Raw genomic sequence first — 21,067 nt, forward strand, 5'->3', positions numbered from 1 at the left:
AAGCACTGATAAGTTATGATGCTGAAAAATAAGACGTTGTGATCATCGGGCTTCATCCCGGATCAGTATTTTCAGCTTTTGCTAATACTTGCTTTCAACCTGTTCTTTAAACATATAATTAAAACTCACCCTATGAAAAGTAAATACACCGGTTTTAATTTCCTGCTGCTTATCTGCCTTTTTTGGCTGGCGGCTCTGCCCAAAACCCTGGCGCAGGCTCAGTATTGTACCAGCAATCTTTACACGACCGGTTGTTCGGCCAATGACCGGATTGATCGCTTTGAATTTGGGACGATAAATAATTTAACCACAGGTTGCGGTACCAACGGATATTCAGATTTTACTTCCATAAGTGCGAACGTGACCAGGAATAATAATTATACGTTACGGGTACAGGCTAACGCGGCATCTGCGCAGGGCTTTGGGGTCTGGATCGATTTCAACCAGGATCTGGATTTCGACGATGCCGGTGAATTTGTTTATGCCACGCCAACTACGGGTACCCAGTTATATACAAAGCAAATCCCCATTCCCGGCTCTGCTATGCTGGGGCAAACCAGATTACGGGTGCGTTCGGTAAAAAATGCCTTGCTGGTAGCAGGAAGTGCCTGTGTGCAGTTTGCTTTTGGTGAAACCGAAGATTATTCCCTGAACGTGCTGCCAAATACGCAATATTGCACAGATCTTTATCAGCTTGGTTGTACCGCACAAACTATGATCTCAGCAGTAAAGCTTAATACCATCAATACCAACGATGTTTTTTGTACCAGTGGCTCCGGATATGTTAACCGTACTTCGATGAGCACAACCGTGCAGATGGGAGTTACTTATCCGTTGGAAGTAACGGTGGCCTACAACGCAGGCGCAGCAGCGGTTTGGGTAGATTATAATAATGACCTTGATTTTGATGATGCCGGTGAATTTATAATAAGTGATGTAGGAGGCATTGGTGGGTCTGCTGAAATAAACGGCACGATCACAATTCCTCAAAATATTACTCCGGGAAATAAACGGATGCGGGTTCGTTCGGCAAATACCTTATTCGGATTTCAGCCCACCGATGCCTGCAGATATGAAAGCAATGGCGAAACTGAAGATTATACCCTGAATGTGGTAGGGCAGCCAGGATATTGTACAATAGGGCTTTATCAGCAGGGTTGCAACGGGGGATCATCCAGCCCGAGTATAACTGCGGTAACGTTTGCCGGGATCAGTAATTTCAGTGCCTGCTCGCCCAATGGCTATGGCGATTTTACCAATCTGGCCGCCAGTGTTCGCCCCGCTACAAAATACCCGCTTAGCGTGGGCGTAGGCCGAACAAACCTGGCCATTGGCGTGTGGATAGATTTTAACCGCGATTTTCAGTTCAACGATGCCGATGAGTTTGTTTATCAATCTGCCGTGCAAACCGGCCAGGCTATTACCGATTCTATCCGAATCCCGGCAAATGCACCTTTGGGCAGTACCCGCATGCGTATCCGGACCTTTAGCACCAATCAGGTTCCTCAGGCTAATCAGGCCTGCTTTATGGCTTCTTCCGGCGAAACAGAGGATTATACGATTATCATTACGCCGCCACCTGGCCCGGTAGACGTTGGGGTTAGCGAAATAATCACGCCTAAAAGTTCCTGCGGTTTGGGCACTACGGAAACGGTAAGCATTGTGGTGAAAAACTACGGCACTACTACTCAAAGCAATTTCCCGGTGAACTATGCCGTTAACGGGGTGCCAGCCGGAAATCAAACCGTAAGCCGAAGTCTGATTGCCGGCGATACTATTCATTTAAATTTCATTTCAAAAGCGAATCTCAGCGCACTTTCTAATTTTAATTTGAAATCATGGACCGGTTTATCTTCGGATGCCCAATTGCTGAATGATACTGCCAGCATAAGCGTTACAAATTTTGGCAATGGGGTTTCAGTTTATCCTTACACCGAAAATTTTGATTCCTTTGTGCCTTTGATAGCCAATAATGTGGTTTTAGCTGGCCTTTTTCAGAATGGCTGGAGTAATACAACGAATGATATTATCGATTGGCGGGTTTCTTCGACCTCTACGCGGCAATTGGCCAACGTAGGCCCGACCAGCGATCATACCACCGGCAGCGGACTTTATGTAAATGTGATCAATACTACTCCCGGCGGTGCCACTGCTAATTTAGAATCGCCTTGTTTAAATTTTACCAATGTAAATAACCCAACCCTCGAATTCTGGTACCACATGTTTAATATTGGTTCTGGTTCGTTGGCGGTAGATGTGAACGACGGGGGAACCTGGAATCTGAATATTTTCACTCTGAATGGTTCGCAGCAAGGTGTTAGGCCTGACCCGTGGCTGAAAGCAACTGTTTCGTTATTGCCATATGCCGGAAAAGTGATCAGGCTGCGGTTCAGGGCTCAAAGCGGTACCACAGGTGCCATTGCCCTGGATGATATTGGTTTGTCAAATCCGCCTTTTCCGGTGCATAACATCGGGGTTTCGCTGCTTAGCTCGCCGCAAACGGGTTGCAGTTTAAAAGCCGCCGAAAATATTTGCTTACAGGTTACCAACCTCGGTAACCAGCCGGCCATCAATTTCCCGATAACGTATCAGGTAAATAATCTTGCGCCGGTTACCCAGGCCTTTCCTGTAAATCCGCTGGCCCCGGGTGCTTCGGTTAGTTTCTGTTTTGGCACAAAAGCAAACCTGAGCGCGGCCGGAAATTATCAGCTTAAAGTCTATACTGCCTTACCAGCCGATTCGGATAAGAGCAATGATACTTTACAGGCTACGGTTACGAATACGCTTCCAGACCTCAATTTTACGTTTACACCAACTGCGCCGCAAACCTATCAGTTCACGGCCCAGAATTTAGGAGCCGGAAATATAAGCTGGGATTTCGGCGATGGTAACACCTCATCGGTTGCCAGCCCGGTGCACCAATTTACTACAGCCGGAAGCTATACCGTAAAGTTAACAGCGGCCAGCGCGAACGGTTGCGACGGTGAAGTGCAGCAAAGCGTTTCTGTAGTAGTGAACGGAATAAAGGAAGAATCAGGAAAAGCGTTCCAGGTCTATCCGAATCCGGCCAATGCCAACGTTACCATTTCGCTGGCTGAAAATAATGCGGGGAAGCAGGTTTTACTTATTTCGGCGTTGGGCGTTACTCTGAAAGAATACAGGATACCCGCCGGAATTCTGAAAACACAGTTCGCAGTAAACGAGCTGCCGGCCGGCGCCTATTTTATTAAAGTTTTCAGTGAGAAGCAAAGCTATCTGCAGCCACTTATCTTAACCCGCTAAATACGCAGCACAATGGTAGTTTTTTAACTTGTAAGCATCCCGTTTCTAAACCCAAAACCTCACAGAACCCAAAGCTCTGTGGGGTTTTTTTATGTTCGCCAGGCAGGTTAAAGGAGTTTTTCAGCCTGAAAGCATAGCGTTTTATACATGAGAATTTCCGGGTTTGACACCGGTTCTTTTCATAAAAAAAAATATGAAATTTAATGAAAAGCAATACAACCGTTTAACACAAATGCGTGTCTGTAGATTTGTGAGAGTTTACTTGTAAATAGTAGGGAAGCGGGTTGCTTTAAATCTCGTCCTGTTTTGGTTTAAAGCTGCTGCGGTATTCCCTGCTTTTTCTCTCTTTTTCCATAGCGTTTTGAATTATTCAAAACAATAGTTAGCGTTGATTCTCGCATTCCAGAAGCCTATTTTCTTGAATTTTTTCATAGTGCAGAAGCACCGTTGAAGGCTATTGCTTATTGAGCTTTACAGATTTTTCAGAATTATAAAAAAACATCACACATCTTAACCCTCAACTAATATGATACGATCACGCTATGGGAAACAAATTTGGGCTATAGTATGCTGGTTGCTGATTCAGACCTTCTTCCTGATGCCGGAAGCACGGGCGCAAACCTATTGTACCACCAACCTTTATACCAATGGCTGTTCAACCAACGACCGGATCGATCTGTTTACCTTTGGTACCATTAATAACCCTAGCTCCACCTGCACCGCCGGCGGTTATTCCGATTATACCAATCTGGTGGCAAATGTGAACAATAATGGTGTTTATAATATGAGCATGCAAGCCAATGCAGCTTCGGCTCAAGGTTTTGCGGTCTGGATCGATTATAACCAGGATAATGACTTTGACGATGTGGGGGAAATGGTTTATAGTACAACCACTACCGGAACCCAAATTTATGCTACAACGGTGCAGATTCCGGGAGCAGCTTTACCCGGTACCACCCGTTTAAGAGTACGATCCATTCGGGGCGGGCTGCTGATTGCCAGTAGTTCCTGCACGCCATTTTCATACGGAGAAACGGAAGACTATACGGTTACAATTGCCGCAAGTACGCAGTATTGTACTACCAGCCTTTATCAGAATGGCTGTAGCACTTCAAATATGATCAATGAGGTCCAGTTTGCCGGCATTAACACCTCTGATACGAATTGTAATGGTAGTAATGGGTACGCAAACCGTACCAATTTAAGTGCTACTGTGCAGATGGGGAGTACTTATCCGCTCTCGGTTAAAACCGGAGCAATTATTAGAGTTGGTGTTTGGATCGATTATAACCAGGATAATGATTTTGATGACCCGGGGGAGTTTATTGCTTTTAATCAGGGCGGTAACCTGAACAGGTCTGTCATAATCGCTCAGAACGCTTTACCCGGTACCACCAGAATGCGGGTAAGAACAAACCCTCATGCCTTTTTTCAGGCAGGGGATGCCTGTAGTCAAATGATCAGCGGCGAAACTGAAGACTTTACATTGCATATTACCGGCCAGACCCAATATTGCACCGCTAACCTACATAATCTTAATTGTGGCATTGGCTCGAACCCTAACAATTATATTTCTTCCTTTAGTTTGGGTAGTATAAATAATAACTCCACATGTTCTGCCAACGGATACGGAGATTATACAAGTCAGTCGGTTGGAATAACCAGGGGGACTACCCAATCTTTTACTATTACTTCTCCGAATAACACGAATGCTTATGGAGTTTGGATCGATTTAAACAAAAACCTGCAATTCGATATACAAGAGCTTGTTTACCAGTCACCGACCACCAGCAACGGGCTAAGCCAGACAGCATCTTTTACAATTCCTGCAACTGCGGCCCTGGGAAATACACGGTTAAGGGTTCGGGCTTTTTCAGGTAGCATCCCGCAGGCTTCGGAAGGTTGTACTTTTAAATCGACAGGCGAAACCGAAGACTATACGCTTACCATATTAGCGCTGCCTAGCCCGATAGATGTTGGAGTAACTACTATTACCAGGCTGAAAGATGCGTGTGGGTTGGGTGCAGCAGAACAAGTAAGCATAATTGTAAAGAACCTGGGAACCACAACCCAAACTAATTTTACTGTAGGTTATTCGGTAAATGGCACCTCAATAGCAACCCAAACAGTTTCTAAGGCAATGGCTCCCGGAGATACCACGCTGGTGAATTTCTCTTCTAAAGCAAACCTGAGCACTCCGGGCGTTCATACTATTAAGGCCTGGACTAACCTGGCTAACGATGCAGAAGCATACAACGATTCTACCAGGCTTAGTTTAACCAACTTTGGTAATGGTATTTCAACTTTCCCGGCTACAGAAACCTTCGAAACTTTCGTGCCGCAATTAGATGCCTTAGGAAATAATATTATGGCAGGTACATTCAAAAACGGGTGGAGTAATATGAGCAACGATAACGGTGACTGGATGGTATCCGGGCCGGTAACCCGGGCAAAACTGAATCTAAGTGCTTCCGGCGACCATACTACCGGTACCGGTAATTATCTGAATTTTTTCAGATACGGTTCCAATACCGGCACTGCTGATCTGGAATCGCCTTGCATTACCCTAACTTCCCTGCAAACCCCAACGCTGGAATTCTGGTACCATTTGTATGGCGGCACCAACGGCTCCTTAGCGATAGATATAAACGAAGGCGGAAACTGGAACCTGAACGTTTTTACTTTAACCGGCAGTCAGCAATCAACAGCATCGTCGCCGTGGCTAAAAGCCGTTGTGCCTCTTACAGCTTATTCCGGCAAATCGGTGCGGCTGCGCTTCCGGGCGACAATAACCAGTACCAACTCCATAGCGGTGGCCATAGATGATTTACGCATTCTGGACCTGGCGGCCGCTTTGAACGATGTAGGAGTAAGCCGGATAAACACACCCATTACAACTGGCTGTGACAAAAAAGCTGCTGAGGAAGTATGCGTAAACCTGACCAACTTTGGCAATACTACCAGAAAGAATTTTCAGGTTGGCTATAAGCTAAACAACCTGGCAATAGTATCAGAGACCTTTGCTGATTCCCTTTTACCGGGCCAGACCAAGCAATTCTGTTTTGCAACCAAAGCAAATTTGCTTGCCGCCGGAACTTACACAATAAGGGCATTTTCCAGCTTAGCCGGTGATCAGGATCTGGTAAACGATACAGTGGAATCAGTTATCACAAACATTGTTTCCCAGGCAAACTTTACCTTCATGAATACCACCGGAACTACTTACCAATTTACTACACAGTCGGTAAACTCAGGTTCATTTATTAAATGGTATTTCGGCGACGGTGATTCCACTACTACCATGATGCCTACCCACCAGTATCAGGCCCCGGGAACTTACACCGTAACCATGAAGGCCGTTGATTTTCAGGGATGTCTCACAACCGTTCAGAAAGTGATAACGGTTACCGGTGGCACCGCCCTACACGATATCGGGGCGGTATTAATGACCAAACCGGTTTCAGGTAGCCACTGCAGCCTTACAACCACAGAACAGGTATGCGTTAACTTAACCAATTATGGGAACGTGAAGCAGAAGAATTTCAGTGTGTACTATAAAGTTAACAACCAGGCAGCAGTTAGCCAGCAGTTTACCGATTCTATAATGCCGAATCAGACGAAGCCATTCTGTTTTTCTGCCCCAGCCAATTTAAGCGGAGCCGGTATTTACGCTATTAAATCATACACAAACCTGCCAAACGACCTGAACCGGAACAATGACACCGCACGGGTAAGCGTAACGAACAAAGTGCCGAATTTAACCTTTACTTTCAGCATCACTTCCCCTACAACTGTCCTGTTCACACCCCAAAATTTAAGCGCTACTGCTCCGGTAAAATGGTACTTTGGTGACGGCGATTCTGCTGTTACGGTATTGCCAACGCATACGTACCCGGCGGCTGGAACTTATACCGTAACCTTGAAGGGGACTGATCTGCAGGGGTGTATTGCTTCCGTGCAGCAAACAGTAAATACGCTAAACACTGGCATAAATGAAACTGTTGCAAATACTTTTAAACTTTACCCGAACCCGGCAACTACTTTTCTCATGCTAAAGTTTTCTGAAAGGAAGTCGGCAAAGGAAGTGGAGATCGTATCGGTTTTAGGGCAAAAAGTAAAATCGCAGAAAATTGACGCTGGTTCAAAAGAAGTAAGATTGGGGGTGCAGGAACTGCCGGCCGGAACCTACCTGGTGCGCATCACCGAAGCCGATAAAACGGTTATTCAACGCCTGATCATTCAGAAGTAGAATCTGACTCTGACTCTAGCACTAACTCGTTTCAGGATGCTCTACAATTGAATCCAAACCTAAAGAAGCCGAAATTTAGGACTGCTCTGAATTTGTGATTCAGGCAAAAACTCTTCTGAACAGGGGAAATAACAAAAAAGTGCGGCCGGTAAAAATTACCGGCCGCACTTTTTTGGCTTAAAACCCTACCGTTTTCCGGCAGTGAAATTCCTATAACCAGTTGTTGAACCAGCCCGGGAAAATACCCATAATGAAGGTGAAAATGCTCAGGAAGATCAGCATGAAAGCAGCAAAGCCATCTACGGCCACTTTTTCGCCGACCGGCTCTTTCATGTACATGGCCATTACCACGCGGAAGTAGTAATAAATGCTTACTGCCGACATTAAAATGGCTACTACTACTAACCAAACCGCTCCAGCCTCAATAGCAGAACCGAATATGAAGAACTTGGCAAAGAACCCACCGGTTAGCGGAATACTGGCCAGGGAACACATGGCCACGGTCATGGCGAAAGCCAGCAGCGGATTGGTGCGGCCCAGGCCGTTGAACATTTCATAAGTTTCGCCCTCGCGCTGATCGGAAACCAGTTTCAGTACCCCGAAAGCAGCCACGGTGGCAACGGTGTAAGAAAGTGCGTAGAATAAAACGGCATTCTCGGAATAATCGTTGAATGAAGTTAAGGCAATTAACAGGTAACCGGCATGCGCAATGCTGGAATAAGCCATCATGCGTTTAAAGCTGGTTTGAATGGCGGCGCCAATGTTTCCGATAACCAAAGTCAGTACCGTGATGGCTACCAGTGTTGGGTACCAGAATTCGTTCAGGCCCGGGAAAACGGCCCAAACCAGTTTGTAAAAAGCAGCAATACCGGCCGTTTTTACCACGGTGCTCATGTAAGTCGTGAAAAGGGTAGGCGTGCCTTCGTATACGTCCGGGGTCCAGAAGTGGAACGGCGCGGCACCAATTTTAAAGCAGATCCCTACCAGCACCAGCAGTACGCCAATTTCCATCATCGGAAGAAGGTCGGTAGCAGTGGTATTAGATGAAAAAGAAGCGATTTCGGCAATGTTGAAGCTGCCGCTAGCGCCGTAGATCAAAGCAAAACCGAAAAGCAAAATACCGGTAGCAAATGAGCCCATCAGTAAATATTTCAGGGCGGCTTCGTTCGAACGCAATTCTTTTTTGTGGCTGCCGGCCATTACGTACATGGCAATGGAAAGAATTTCGATGCCCAGGAAGAGCATGATGATGTTTTCGTAGCTCACCATCATGATGGCGCCCACCAGCGAGAACATTAAAATGGAATAGAATTCGGCTAAATGCGGGTTGCCGCTGTTAATATAGCTCCGGGAAAAAGGTAAGATCAACGCCAGCGAAAGCACCATTACCGCGCTGAAAGCCACCGCAAAATTATCGATGGTGAGCATGTTGTTGAAATGGCTTTGCGGGTTATTCCAATCCAGGAAATTTACTCCGAAAACAATTGCCAGGAAAATGATTACCGCCGGCAAAAGAATCTTGTTCGACTTCAGAAAGCCGAGGAAAAGATTGATGATGCCGAAAACTGATAAAAGAATTATTGAAGTCATTTTTTTTTAGATTGTTCGAATTTCCGAATGTTCGAATTTTCGAATTTTTAAAGGAGAAAATCTAAAATAACGTTATTCTAAATTTTTAAAGTTAGGCCTTATGTAAGTTCAGATCTATTATATCGAACCTCGAACATTCGAACCTCGAAAATTCGAAAAGAGGACTACCTTTTAATAATGCTCAGCAGGTTTTGCACCGCCGGTTCCGAAATGTTCAGAAACGTGTTCGGGTGCAGACCGATCCAGAAAACCAGGATGATCAGCGGGATCAATACGGCCAGTTCGGAAGCAGTCAGGTCGGTAAACTTGGCCGTAGTAGTATTTGCTTCGCCGAACATCACGCGCTGGAACATGCGGAACAAATAAACTGACCCTAAAATGATGGTTAAACCGGCAACCGCGCCCATGATGTAGTTGTACTGGAACACGCCGCTCAGCAACAGGAATTCGCCTACGAAACCGTTGGTCAGTGGCAATGCTACCGTACCAAGCAACAGGATCATGAAAGCAATGGTGAAGAATTTAGCATATTGCGTAATGCCGCCCAATGCTTTAATCTCTCTGGTACCGGTGCGGCGGAAAATGATATCGATCAGGAAGAACATGCCCACTACGTTGATACCGTGGCTCAACATCTGGATCATGGCGCCTTGTAGGCCTTGCATGTTCAGCGTAAACAAACCGGCCGCAATTAAACCCACGTGCGAAATGGAAGAGAAAGCGGTTAAGCGTTTCAGATCGTTCTGACGAATGGCGATGATGGCACCGTAAATAATGCCGATGATCGCTAAAACCAATACGACATCAGCCCATTGCGCTACGCCAGCCGGAACGACCGGTAATAACCAGCGGATCACGCCGTAGATACCCATTTTCAGCATGATACCGGAAAGGAGCATAGTGCCCGGCGTCGGGGCTTCGGTATACGTATCGGGCTGCCAGGTATGGAACGGGAAAACCGGCATTTTAATGGCAAACGCCAGGAAAATGAACCAGAAAACCCAGCTTTGATTTTCCGGAGAAAGCGCTAAGTTGTAGAACGCGGAGATATCGGAAGTGTGCGTGCCCGGGGTCTGGAAGTATAAATACACAAACCCAACCAACATGAACAAGGAACCGAAAATGGTATAGATAAAGAACTTAAAAGTAACCGGCACGCGACGTTCTCCGCCCCAGATCCCGCAGATAAAGTAAATCGGAATTAAAGCAACTTCCCAGAAGAAATAGAACACGAACGCATCCAAGGCCACAAACGAACCGATCATGCCCATTTGCATGAACAGGATGAGGGCGTAGAACGTACCGGCGTTATTGTAGGTGTGTTTAAAGCTGGAAAGGATGATCAACGGTACTAAAAACGCCGTTAAAAGTACCAGCAGCAAACTGATGCCATCCATACCGATATGGAAACTAATGCCGGCATTCTGGATCCAGGGCTGGTTTATTTCGAATTGGGTAGCAGCGTTGGGCTCAAAGGAAACCGCCGCGTAAACCGCGATCAGGAATTCGATTACTGCCGCGCCGAAAGCTGTTTTTTTGGCAGCTTCGCCTTTCATTAACAGTACCAGTAAACCAGCTAAGGCCGGCCAGAAAAGTAAGAGTGCAGTTAACATTTTCTATTTTTAATGTTAGACACAAGTATCAGGACACAAGTATCAGGACTTTTTATTTTCTGACACAAGTGTCAGGACTTTTTTATCTTAAAACGATAGCGGTTTGGGCTGTTCGTTCTTTTTAAATTCTAATCTGATCTTTTAATTCTTCGATCTGAATTTTTAAATCTCCAAATCGGAAAATCGGCAGTTAGCGCATAATATAGTTCAGCACCAGGATCAGGATAATGCCCGCTACCATGGTAAGCAGGTAAGAGCCAATCGCCCCGCTTTGCAGCACGCGCAGGCCGCGGCCACCACCCATCGTAATGCGGCCGAAACCATGCACTACCGGATCGATGATGCCTTTTTCCACGAAACGGTAGAGGCCAGTTGAAAGACCCATCACCGGTTTCACAATAATGGAATCGTAAAGTTCGTCGATGTAATATTTGTTGTAAATTAGCTTGTGGAGGCCGGTTTCGGTTCCTTCGGCGGCTGGCACCGACTTTTTGCTCACGTAAATCACGTAGGCGATTATCGCGGCAATTAAAGCAACTACTACCGAAATGCCCATCAGCATGTATTCCGTAGCGTGATCCATGTGATGACCGAATGCTTCCGGATTAAGCTGCTGTGAGGCGGTGAATAACGGGGCTAAGAAATTACCTAAGCTATGATTTTCGGAGAATACCGGCGGCAGGCCCATAAAACCGCCAATGGTAGATAGAATGGCCAGAATGATCAACGGAAGGGTCATGCTTTTCGGCGATTCGTGTAAGTGGTGGCGTTGCTCTTCCGTACCTCTGAAACCGCCGAAGAAGGTCAGGAACATTAAGCGGAACATGTAGAAGGAAGTCATGAAAGAAGCCAGCAGACCGAAGGCCCACATGATCTTGTTATGCTCAAAAACATGCGCCAGAATTTCGTCTTTCGAGAAGAAACCGGCAAACGGCGGAATACCCGAAATGGCCAGCGTACCGATGAGCATGGTGATGAAGGTAACCGGCAAAGCCTTGCGTAAACCACCCATGTTGCGCATATCCTGTTCGCCGCTCATGGCGTGAATAACCGAACCGGCACCTAAGAAAAGAAGCGCTTTAAAGAAAGCGTGCGTTAATACGTGGAAGAAAGACGTGCTGTAAGCCATTACGCCCAAAGCCAGGAACATATAACCCAGCTGCGAAACGGTAGAGTAAGCCAGAACTTTCTTAATATCGTTCTGGAAAAGGCCGATGCTGGCGGCAAAAACTGCCGTAGCCAGACCAATGATCGCTACAAATTCCAGCGTGATCGGAGCCATGGTATACAGCACATTCGAACGCAGCACCATGTAAATACCGGCGGTAACCATGGTAGCGGCGTGAATCAGGGCAGAAACCGGGGTAGGACCCGCCATCGCATCCGGGAGCCAGGTGTAAAGCGGCAGCTGGGCACTTTTACCCATCGCACCTACAAAAAGCAACAGCGTAATAGCCGTGATCATTTCGGAAGAAACCGGTAAAGTAGGGGCCTGCGTGAAAACCTCGGAATACGTTACGCTGCCGTAGGTCATGAAGATGAGGAAGATCGCTAACAGAAAACCTAAATCCCCGATGCGGTTCATGATAAAGGCTTTCTTAGCGGCATTGTTGTATGGCGTTACTTTGTTCCAGAAACCGATCAGCAGGTAGGAGCAAAGCCCTACACCTTCCCAGCCGATGAACATCATGGCGTAGTTGGCGCCCATTACGAGCAGCAACATCGAGAAAATAAACAGGTTCAGGAAAGCAAAGAATTTCCCGAAACCCGGATCGTGGCTCATGTAACCGGCCGAATACACGTGAATGATGAAACCAACGCCCGTAACCAGCAGCAACATGATCAGGGAAAGCTGGTCGATCTGGAAGGCGAACGGAATGCTTAAGGAACCAACTTTTATCCAGTTAAAAATTTCGGTGGTATACCCAACCGAGCCCGCCGGGAAGCTGATGAAGAGGTAAATAGAAAGCAGGAAGGAAACCAGCACAGAGCCGCAGCCAACCAGCGTAACCACAGATTTGGGAAGTTTACCGTTGCCGAGGCCATTGATAACGAAGCCAATAAACGGCAACAACGGGATCAGCAGGCAGATAAGCGCCATGGCTGCGTTGTTTTCCGGTACTTGAATTTGTTGCATTTATAAAGGTTTAAAAATGAACGGTATAGTTTTCAGGCGAAAAAGCCTACCATTTTAGTTTGTTGAGTAAATGCACATCGGTGCTCTGCAGGTTGCGGTAGATCATTACAATAATGGCCAGGCCCACGCAAACTTCCGCCGCGGCCACTGCCATAATGAAAAACACGAAAACCTGCCCGTTCGGGTCGGAACGGTAGGCAGAGAAAGATACCAAAAGCAGGTTTACTGCGTTCAGCATCAGTTCTATACACATAAAGATGATGATGGCATTGCGGCGAAGTAAAACGCCTGTTACCCCAATTACAAAGAGCGCGGTGCTCAGAAAGAGGTAATAATTTAACGGAATGGTCCGGATGACCTCTGGAATTTCGTTCATAGCCGATAAACGCTTGCGCGGTTACGTTGAGTTAATTGCGTAGAAAATGCAGCCGCAAAGTTATCCGCATTTTTCAATTTTACACAATTTATCGGCAATCTTCTTTCAACAGTATCGATTAAAAGGGCAGTTTTTTAGTCCAAAATCCTAGCGTTTCAATTTACTGTAGCCAGCCAGACTTCCGCATCGGCTTTGTTTATAAAACGCTCCACGATCACATAATCATTTACTGCCTGTTCAAATTTGCCAAAAACAGTTTCTTCGGACGTTAAATAATATTCTTCCGGCGAAACGACCATGGCCAGAAAGAGCGTATTCCCGATCAGCTTTAAGGCTTCATTAAAAAGATCTTTAAACAACGGGTCCGGACTGAAAGCCAGGTTGAGGCGCCGCCGGGACTGATCGATGAGAATACGTTGTACGGGGTTTTGTTCGATAACCACCAGGGCCGCCTTATAGCCGTCCAGGAGTTCCTTTTCTGAAACGGTGCCCTGCCAGCTGATGCGGATCAGGGAATTAGCTGGTTCGAAACAAACACTGAAATTGGGTTTGGGAAGCGGTTTTTCTGCCATACGGGTGAGATAAGGTAGATTGATGGCCTTAAAATAACATAAATCTTTTAGAATTACGCCGTAAAAAATGGTTTTATAGAAAATGAAATGCCATTGGTTCTATAACATAAAAAGCCGGCCACTTTGCGGCAGCCGGCTTTTTATGTTACAAAATTCAGGTATCCCCGGAAGATTAGAAATGGCGTTCGCCGGTTTCTTTTTTACCCAGCATCACGGCACCGGCCATGGCTACTAAAAAGAGCACCGAAGCCAATTCGAAGGGCAGGAGGTAGTTTTTGAAAAGCACCATACCCAGGTTCTGTACCATTCCGATCTGCGAATCAAAACCTTCTGCTTTATACGTTCCGGCGTCTACATCTTTCAATGCGGCTACCATAATTACCAGTAAAATGCCGCCGGCAATTACGGCAGCAAACTTCGAAAGATTCGATTTATGCGTTTCGTTTTCTTTATTCAGGTTCAGGAACATGATCACGAACAGGAACAATACCATAATGGCGCCGGCGTACACAATAATATTAACGGCGGCCAGGAACTGCGCATTCAGCAAAATATAGTGGCCCGAGATCGAGAAAAAAGTCAGGATCAGGAAAAGCACCGAGTAAACCGGGTTCCGCGAGAAAACCACCATGCTGCCACTGATCAAAGTCAGGAAACAAAGGAAATAAAAAACGTTCTGGATCATTTAATTCAATTAAGAATTAGAAATTAAGAATTAGAAATTGAGGCAATATTACGCATAAAAATGCTATGGTTTTAAGGCTAAAAAGTCAGATCAACCATTCAGCCATTAAATCCTTTAGCAATTAATACTGGTAGTTGATATTGTCTTTCGTGTTTTTGTGCGTATCGGTGTTCAAAGGTTCCAGCAAACGGTCTTTGCCGTAGATGAATTCTTCGCGTTCGTAACGCGGCGGCGTAATTTTGTCGTTCTGTAAAAACACGGCTTCTTTCGGACAAGCTTCTTCGCAGAGGCCGCAGAAAATGCAGCGCAGCATGTTGATCTCGTACGTTACTGCGTATTTTTCTTCGCGGTACAAATGCTCTTCGCCTTTCACGCGTTCGCCGGCTACGATCGTGATCGCTTCGGCAGGGCAGGCTACGGCGCAAAGCCCGCAGGCAGTGCAGCGTTCCCGGTTCTGTTCGTCGCGTTTCAGCACGTGCAGCCCCCGGAAAACGTTACTCATCGGGCGGATCTGCTCAGGATACTGAATGGTAGCTTTTTTCTTGAAAAAGTGGCGCAGCGTAATGGAAAGTCCCTGGAAAATAGCCGGCAAATAAGCTCTCTCAGCGAAAGTCATTTCCTTGGGTTCCAGTTTTTTTACTCTATTGGTTAAAGGTTGCATAATGCTCCTTTCAGTTTAAAATTTAAAACATTGCTTTAAGTTGTGGCCAGAACAGAATAGCTGCTCCGGTTAAAACCACGTTCATGATGGCCAGCGGAATTAAGATCTTCCAGCCCAGGCGCATCAGTTGGTCGTAACGGAAACGCGGCAAGGTCCAGCGCACCCACATAAAGAAGAAAATAAAGGCGAAGATCTTTCCGAAGAACACCACTATGCCCAGAATCGTTACCAGGTTATGCGCCAGCGTTGGATCGGAAGCAATGTTTGCTCTAACCCAATCCTGGCCCGGAAAGTTGAACCCGCCGAAATAAAGCACGCTCATTACCGCGGAAACCACAATAATGTTTACGTACTCAGCAAACAGGTACAAGCCCAGTTTCATGGCCGAATACTCCGTATGGTAACCGCCAATTAATTCGGTTTCGCATTCGGGTAAGTCGAAAGGGGTACGGTTGGTTTCAGCAAAAGCGCAGGTTAAGAAAATGATGAAGCCCAGCGGCTGGTAGAAAATATTCCAGTCTAAACCGGAAAGCCCCAGGAACTCGCCGCCCTGCTGCAACGTGATCTGGCGTAAAGAAAGCGAGCCACTCATCATTAAAAGCGCAATGATGGAAAGACCCATGGCTAGTTCGTAGCTGATATTCTGCGAAGCAGCGCGGATAGCCCCTAATAATGAGAACTTGTTGTTCGAAGCCCAGCCCCCGATCATGATGCCGTAAACGCCCAGCGCTACCACACCAAAAATGTAAAGCAGACCAATGTTCGTTTCAATGCCCTGCACCCGAATGTGGTTGCCGTTAATGATCAGGGTATTGCCAAACGGAATTACCGCCGAGCTCATACAGGCCGTTAACATGGCCAGCGAAGGACCCGCCACGAATAAAAATTTATGCGCATTGGCAGGAATGAATTCTTCTTTGAAGAACATTTTTACCGCATCGGCCAGGGGCTGTGCCAAACCGAACGGACCCGCGCGGTTCGGACCGATCCGGTCCTGGATAAAGGCAGCAATTTTACGTTCCGCATAGGTGCAGTACGTAGCAATCAGCAGCGTGATCCCGAAGATCCCGAGGATGATCATTGCATTTATTGAAAAGGGTTCTAACAGAAATTCCATTTTACTTAATTAGAAATTAGAAATTACGAATCAGGAATTTTTAACGAGTTCTGAATTCATAATGCAGTATTTTTCCGAATAACGAGCAACGAAAAACGACCAACGATTTAGTTCTGATCCTGAATCTGCGTATCCACCACGTGTGCCGGCAGATCCGGAACCAAATGCGGGTTAATAACCGGCAGTTCGTAATGGTTAGCTGCAATTACCGAAGCGCGGGCAATGTGGCGCGGACCGTCGATGATCCAGTCGCTCATTTCCTTTTTATCGAAACGGCAGGTATTACAGATGAATTCTTCTACTTCGCCGTATTCGTTTTTGCGGGCAGTAACGCGCAGCACTTCTTCGCCACGGCTCCAAAGCACTACTTTCCCGCAGCAGCCCGGCGTTTCACATTCGCGGTGCGCATCCATGGGCTTGGTAAACCAAACGCGGTTTTTAAAGCGGAAAGTCTTGTCGGTCAACGCACCCACCGGACAAACGTCGATCACGTTGCCTATAAATTCGTTTTCCAGGGAGTTCTCGATATACGTGCCAATTTCAGAAGCATCGCCGCGGCCTAAAACCCCGTGAACGCGCTTTTCGGTTAACTGGTCGGCGGTGTACACGCAACGGTAGCACAAAATGCAGCGCGTCATGTGCAGCTGAATCAACGGACCGATGTCTATTTTATCGAAGGTGCGGCGGTCTTCTTCGTAACGGGTGCCGGAAGTGCCATGCTCGTAGCTCAGGTTCTGCAGATCGCACTCACCGGCCTGGTCGCAAACCGGGCAGTCGAGCGGATGGTTGATCAAAAGCATTTCCACGATTCCCTTCCGGGCTTCCATGGCCTGTTCCGATAAAGTGTTTTCTACCACCATACCATCCTGAACCGGGGTAATGCACGAGGCAACCAGCTTGGGCATCGGGCGCGGATCCTTAGCCGAACCAGCCGTTACTTTTACTAAGCACACGCGGCATTTACCGCCGCTGCCTTTTAAAGGCGTATAGTAGCACATGGCAGGCGGCACAACGTTGCCACCAATTTTGCGGGCAGCATTCAGAATGGTGGTGCCATCTTCCACTTCTACCTCAATGCCGTCAAAAGTTATTTTAGCCATTATTTCGTTGTTCGTTGTTGGTTGTTCGTTGTTCGAATTTTAATAGGAGCAACTACAACGTAAAACCTGTAATCTATTTAATTCAGCAGCAGTTTTCTGACTTTTGAAGGTTGAAACCCTACCGTTTTTTGTTTTCGGTTCTGACTTTTTTAGCCTGAAACCCTAGCGTTTTCCTTTATGCCAGCACGGCTTCCGATTTATTGAAAACGGCCCCTGGTTTGGTAGCTTCCTGCGGGTTACGCACGTGCCACTCAAATTCCTCGCGGAAATGACGAACCGCACTGGCAACCGGCCAGGCCGCAGCGTCGCCAAGTGGGCAAATGGTATTTCCTTCAATTTGTTTCGAAATGCTCACCAGCAGATCGATATCGTGCATGGAGCCGTGTCCGTGCTCTAAACGGTGCAGTACTTTTTCCATCCAGCCGGTACCTTCGCGGCATGGCGAGCATTGTCCGCAGGATTCGTGGTGGTAGAAACGCGCGAAATTCCAGGTATTGCGCACTACGCAGGTTGTATCGTCCATGGCAATAAAACCGCCGGAGCCCAGCATGGTACCACTCACAAAGCCACCTTCAGATAATGATTCGTAGGTCATTACGCGGGGAACGCCTTCAGCTGTTTTCAGGAATAATTCGGCAGGAAGAATTGGAACCGATGAACCACCGGCAACCACCGCTTTAAATTTCCGGCCTTTCCAGATGCCGCCGCAATATTCGTCGGAGTACAGGAATTCTTCTACCGGTAAACCTAATTCAATTTCGTAAACACCCGGCTTGTTTAAATGTCCGCCCGCAGAAATTAACTTGGTACCGGTGGAACGGCCTACGCCAATTTTTGCGTATTCATCGCCGGTGTTGTTCACGATCCACGGCACGGTAGCAATCGATTCTACGTTGTTTACCACGGTAGGAGAGCCATAAAGGCCCCAAACTGCCGGGAAAGGCGGTTTATTACGCGGGTTTCCGCGTTTGCCTTCCAGCGATTCCAACAAGGCTGTTTCTTCGCCGCAAATGTAAGCGCCACCGCCCGGGTGCACGTGTAAGTCTAAAGAATAACCGGAACCTAAAATGTTTTCGCCCAGCATGCCGTTCGCGTACGCTTCAGCAATAGCTTTCTCTAAAATCCGCAACACGAACATCAGCTCACCGCGGATGTAGATATAAGAAGTTCGCGCACCCAAAGCAAAGCTGGAAGTGATCATGCCTTCAATAAGCGCGTGCGGGATCTTCTCCATCAGTACGCGGTCTTTGAAAGTACCTGGTTCCGATTCGTCGGCGTTGCAAACGAGGTAGCGTGGCTTGCCTTCTGGTTTTGCCAGGAAGCTCCATTTCATACCCGTAGGGAAACCGGCGCCACCGCGACCACGAAGACCGGATTTTTTTACTTCTTCCACCACTTCGTCGGGCGTCATGGTTTTCAGGGCTTTTTCCACCGAACGGTAACCTCCCATTTTGCGGTAGGTTTCGTAGGTTTCAATGCCTGGTACGTTAATATGTTCGGTTAATATTTTAAGTCCCATTTTCTTCGCTTTCTTAGACACAAGTATCAGGACACAAGTATCAAGACTTTAAAATGATATTCAAATTTTCCGTTACCGGAATTTCGTTCTTAGTTTTTCGGGTGAAAAGGCTAGCGTTTTTAACGTTCGCTTTTTCAGTAGTTTTTATAGTCGAAACAATAGCGTTTCAAAACCTGGCCTCTTAAGTTTCCTCAAAAAACTTGGGAAATACGTTGAGTTTTTTCGCTAAAACCCTGGAGTTTTCCTACTTGAAAAGCTTAATTGCTTTGTTTCACCGCCGCTTTATTCCGCAGGTCTTCCAGCAGTTTATCCACTTTTTCCGGATCGAGGTTTTCGTGGTAATCTTCGTGGATCTGGAGCATTGGGCCCATGCCACAAGCCGCTAAACATTCAACCGTTTTCAGGGTGAACATGCCATCCGGCGACGTTTCGCCCACTTTGCAACCGATGCGGTTTTCGATGTGCTCGATCAGTTGGTCAGAGCCGCGCAGCATGCAAGGTCCGGTGCGGCAAACTTCCAGCACGTAATTTCCAACTGGTTTTAAGTTGAACATGGTATAGAAAGTTGCTACTTCATATACCTCTATCGGTTCTATGCCTAAAATTTCGGCTACTTTATCTTGTACCGCCGGGCTCACCCAACCGCCAAATTCCGCCTGCGCAATGTGCAACACCGGCAGAACTGCCGATTTTTTACGATCGGCCGGATAGTGGCTGATGTAGCGTTCTATTTCTTTCTGAGCGGCTTCGGAAAATTTAACCTCCGATTTATCTTTAAAATCAACCATTTCTAGTATTTCAGTTAACAGTTTTTCGGTTTCGGATTTTGACTTTTTAAGCCTTAATGCCTACCGTTTTCTGTTCTTATTTCACTGTAAATTAAGCGTCTAATTCGCCGGCAATTACGTTCATCGAGCTCAGGATCACGATCGCATCCGAAAGCTGCGTGCCAATTACCATTTCCGGGTAAGCCTGGTAATAAATAAAGCACGGACGACGGAAGTGCATGCGGTAAGGCGTGCGGCCACCATCGGAAACCAAGTAGAAACCAAGTTCGCCGTTGCCACCTTCTACACTCTGATAAACTTCGCCAACCGGCGCATCGATTTCACCCATCACAATTTTGAAATGGTAGATCAAAGCTTCCATGTTGCGGTAAACCGCTTGTTTCGGAGGCAGGTAATATTCAGGAGCATCAGCGTGGTAAGGTCCTTCGGGAAGGTTTTCCAACGCTTGTTTGATGATGCGTAAGCTTTGCCAAACCTCTTCGTTACGAACCATGAAGCGGTCGTAGGTATCGCCTTTGGTACCAACCGGAATTTCGAATTCGAAATCTTCGTAAGAAGAATAAGGGTTCATCACGCGCACATCGTAGTCAACGCCGGCGGCACGGAGGTTAGGTCCGGTAAAACCGTAGTTCAGGGCACGTTCAGCGGTAATACCACCTACGTTCTGAGTGCGATCCATGAAAATGCGGTTGCGGTTGAACATTTTTTCAAACTCGGCCCACACTTTCGGGAATTCATCTAACCACTTGCGCAGTTTTTCAATAGCAATCGGCGAAAGATCGCGTTCCATCCCGCCAATGCGACCCATATTGGTCGTTAAGCGGCTGCCGCAGATCTCTTCGTAGATCTCGTAAACTTTTTCGCGTTCCTGGAAAACGTAAAGGAAACCGGTAAAAGCGCCCGTATCTACGCCCAGAATAGAATTACAGATCAAATGGTCGGTGATACGCGCTAATTCCATGGCAATTACCCGGATATAATCGGCACGTTTCGGAGTTTTTACGCCCAGCAGTTTTTCTACTGTCAGCCACCAGCCAATATTGTTGATCGGAGCAGAGCAATAGTTCATGCGGTCGGTAAGCGGGGTAATCTGGTAAAACGGACGACGTTCGCAGATCTTTTCGTAGGCGCGGTGAATATAACCGATCGTGGGCACGCCCGAAACGATCTTTTCACCGTCCATCTGAAGGATATTCTGGAAAATACCGTGCGTAGCCGGGTGCGTAGGTCCCAAGTTCAGCGTGGTAAGTTCGTTATTAAATTCATCAGCAGTCTGAAGCGAACCGTGCACCTGATTGATCGGGTGCTTTACTTCTTCTGCTTTTTTAATTTCTGCCATTTTTGGGTTCGTTATTCGTTGTTCGTTGTTCGTTGTTCG

Annotated in this window: 14 protein-coding genes; 2 read left to right on the top strand and 12 right to left on the bottom strand. The window is 46.9% G+C overall.

Annotation, left to right across the window (positions count from 1 at the left end; genetic code table 11):
• The first annotated feature begins 132 nt into the window (after window positions 1-132).
• Together I5M27_RS01410 and I5M27_RS01415 are read left to right on the top strand one after the other, a co-directional pair.
• Complete coding sequence (locus I5M27_RS01410; RefSeq protein ID WP_200504246.1) at window positions 133-3,282, top strand: GEVED domain-containing protein; 3,150 nt, start codon at window positions 133-135, stop codon at window positions 3,280-3,282.
• Window positions 3,283-3,808: 526 nt separating this feature from the next.
• Window positions 3,809-7,531, top strand: coding sequence for a GEVED domain-containing protein (locus tag I5M27_RS01415; protein WP_200504247.1), 3,723 nt, complete (start codon window positions 3,809-3,811; stop codon window positions 7,529-7,531).
• A 210-nt stretch (window positions 7,532-7,741) separates the two neighbouring features.
• On the opposite strand, the gene I5M27_RS01420 is transcribed toward I5M27_RS01415, so the two are convergent.
• The 12 genes from I5M27_RS01420 to nuoD all read right to left on the bottom strand — a co-directional run bounded on the left by I5M27_RS01420 (window position 7,742) and on the right by nuoD (window position 21,028).
• Window positions 7,742-9,121: an NADH-quinone oxidoreductase subunit N gene (locus I5M27_RS01420; RefSeq protein WP_200504248.1), complete on the bottom strand. Its 1,380-nt coding sequence runs from the start codon at window positions 9,119-9,121 to the stop codon at window positions 7,742-7,744.
• Between the two features lie 164 nt (window positions 9,122-9,285).
• Window positions 9,286-10,734: a complex I subunit 4 family protein gene (locus I5M27_RS01425; RefSeq protein WP_200504249.1), complete on the bottom strand. Its 1,449-nt coding sequence runs from the start codon at window positions 10,732-10,734 to the stop codon at window positions 9,286-9,288.
• 190 nt (window positions 10,735-10,924) lie between these two features.
• A complete protein-coding gene (gene nuoL / locus I5M27_RS01430) occupies window positions 10,925-12,871 on the bottom strand; it encodes an NADH-quinone oxidoreductase subunit L (RefSeq protein ID WP_200504250.1) in 1,947 nt (648 codons plus the stop codon).
• A gap of 46 nt (window positions 12,872-12,917) precedes the next feature.
• Window positions 12,918-13,247 carry an NADH-quinone oxidoreductase subunit NuoK gene (gene nuoK / locus I5M27_RS01435; RefSeq protein WP_200504251.1) on the bottom strand — a complete coding sequence of 110 codons (330 nt, stop codon included), beginning with the start codon at window positions 13,245-13,247 and terminating at the stop codon, window positions 12,918-12,920.
• A 155-nt stretch (window positions 13,248-13,402) separates the two neighbouring features.
• Entirely contained in the window at window positions 13,403-13,819 is a 417-nt protein-coding gene (locus tag I5M27_RS01440) for a hypothetical protein (RefSeq protein ID WP_200504252.1), read from the bottom strand.
• Window positions 13,820-13,991: 172 nt separating this feature from the next.
• Window positions 13,992-14,504 (bottom strand): NADH-quinone oxidoreductase subunit J family protein, encoded by a 513-nt coding sequence (locus I5M27_RS01445; protein ID WP_200504253.1) that lies wholly within the window; start codon window positions 14,502-14,504, stop codon window positions 13,992-13,994.
• Window positions 14,505-14,625: 121 nt separating this feature from the next.
• Window positions 14,626-15,165, bottom strand: coding sequence for a NuoI/complex I 23 kDa subunit family protein (locus I5M27_RS01450; RefSeq protein ID WP_234462338.1), 540 nt, complete (start codon window positions 15,163-15,165; stop codon window positions 14,626-14,628).
• Window positions 15,166-15,187: 22 nt separating this feature from the next.
• Window positions 15,188-16,282, bottom strand: coding sequence for an NADH-quinone oxidoreductase subunit NuoH (gene nuoH / locus I5M27_RS01455; RefSeq protein ID WP_200504254.1), 1,095 nt, complete (start codon window positions 16,280-16,282; stop codon window positions 15,188-15,190).
• A gap of 107 nt (window positions 16,283-16,389) precedes the next feature.
• Window positions 16,390-17,382 carry a 2Fe-2S iron-sulfur cluster-binding protein gene (locus tag I5M27_RS01460; protein ID WP_200504255.1) on the bottom strand — a complete coding sequence of 331 codons (993 nt, stop codon included), beginning with the start codon at window positions 17,380-17,382 and terminating at the stop codon, window positions 16,390-16,392.
• 175 nt (window positions 17,383-17,557) lie between these two features.
• Window positions 17,558-18,901, bottom strand: a complete 1,344-nt coding sequence (gene nuoF, locus I5M27_RS01465; protein WP_200504256.1) for an NADH-quinone oxidoreductase subunit NuoF — start codon at window positions 18,899-18,901, stop codon at window positions 17,558-17,560.
• Between the two features lie 257 nt (window positions 18,902-19,158).
• The gene (locus I5M27_RS01470) at window positions 19,159-19,689 is read right to left on the bottom strand and encodes an NADH-quinone oxidoreductase subunit NuoE family protein (protein ID WP_200504257.1); all 531 of its coding nucleotides are present in this window, start codon (window positions 19,687-19,689) and stop codon (window positions 19,159-19,161) included.
• Between the two features lie 91 nt (window positions 19,690-19,780).
• On the bottom strand, window positions 19,781-21,028 hold the full coding sequence (gene nuoD, locus I5M27_RS01475; protein ID WP_200504258.1) for an NADH dehydrogenase (quinone) subunit D: 1,248 nt from the start codon (window positions 21,026-21,028) through the stop codon (window positions 19,781-19,783).
• Window positions 21,029-21,067 lie beyond the last annotated feature (39 nt).

It is taken from the genome of Adhaeribacter terrigena (assembly GCF_016623615.1).
GTDB classification, from domain to species: Bacteria; Bacteroidota; Bacteroidia; order Cytophagales; family Hymenobacteraceae; genus Adhaeribacter_A; species Adhaeribacter_A terrigena.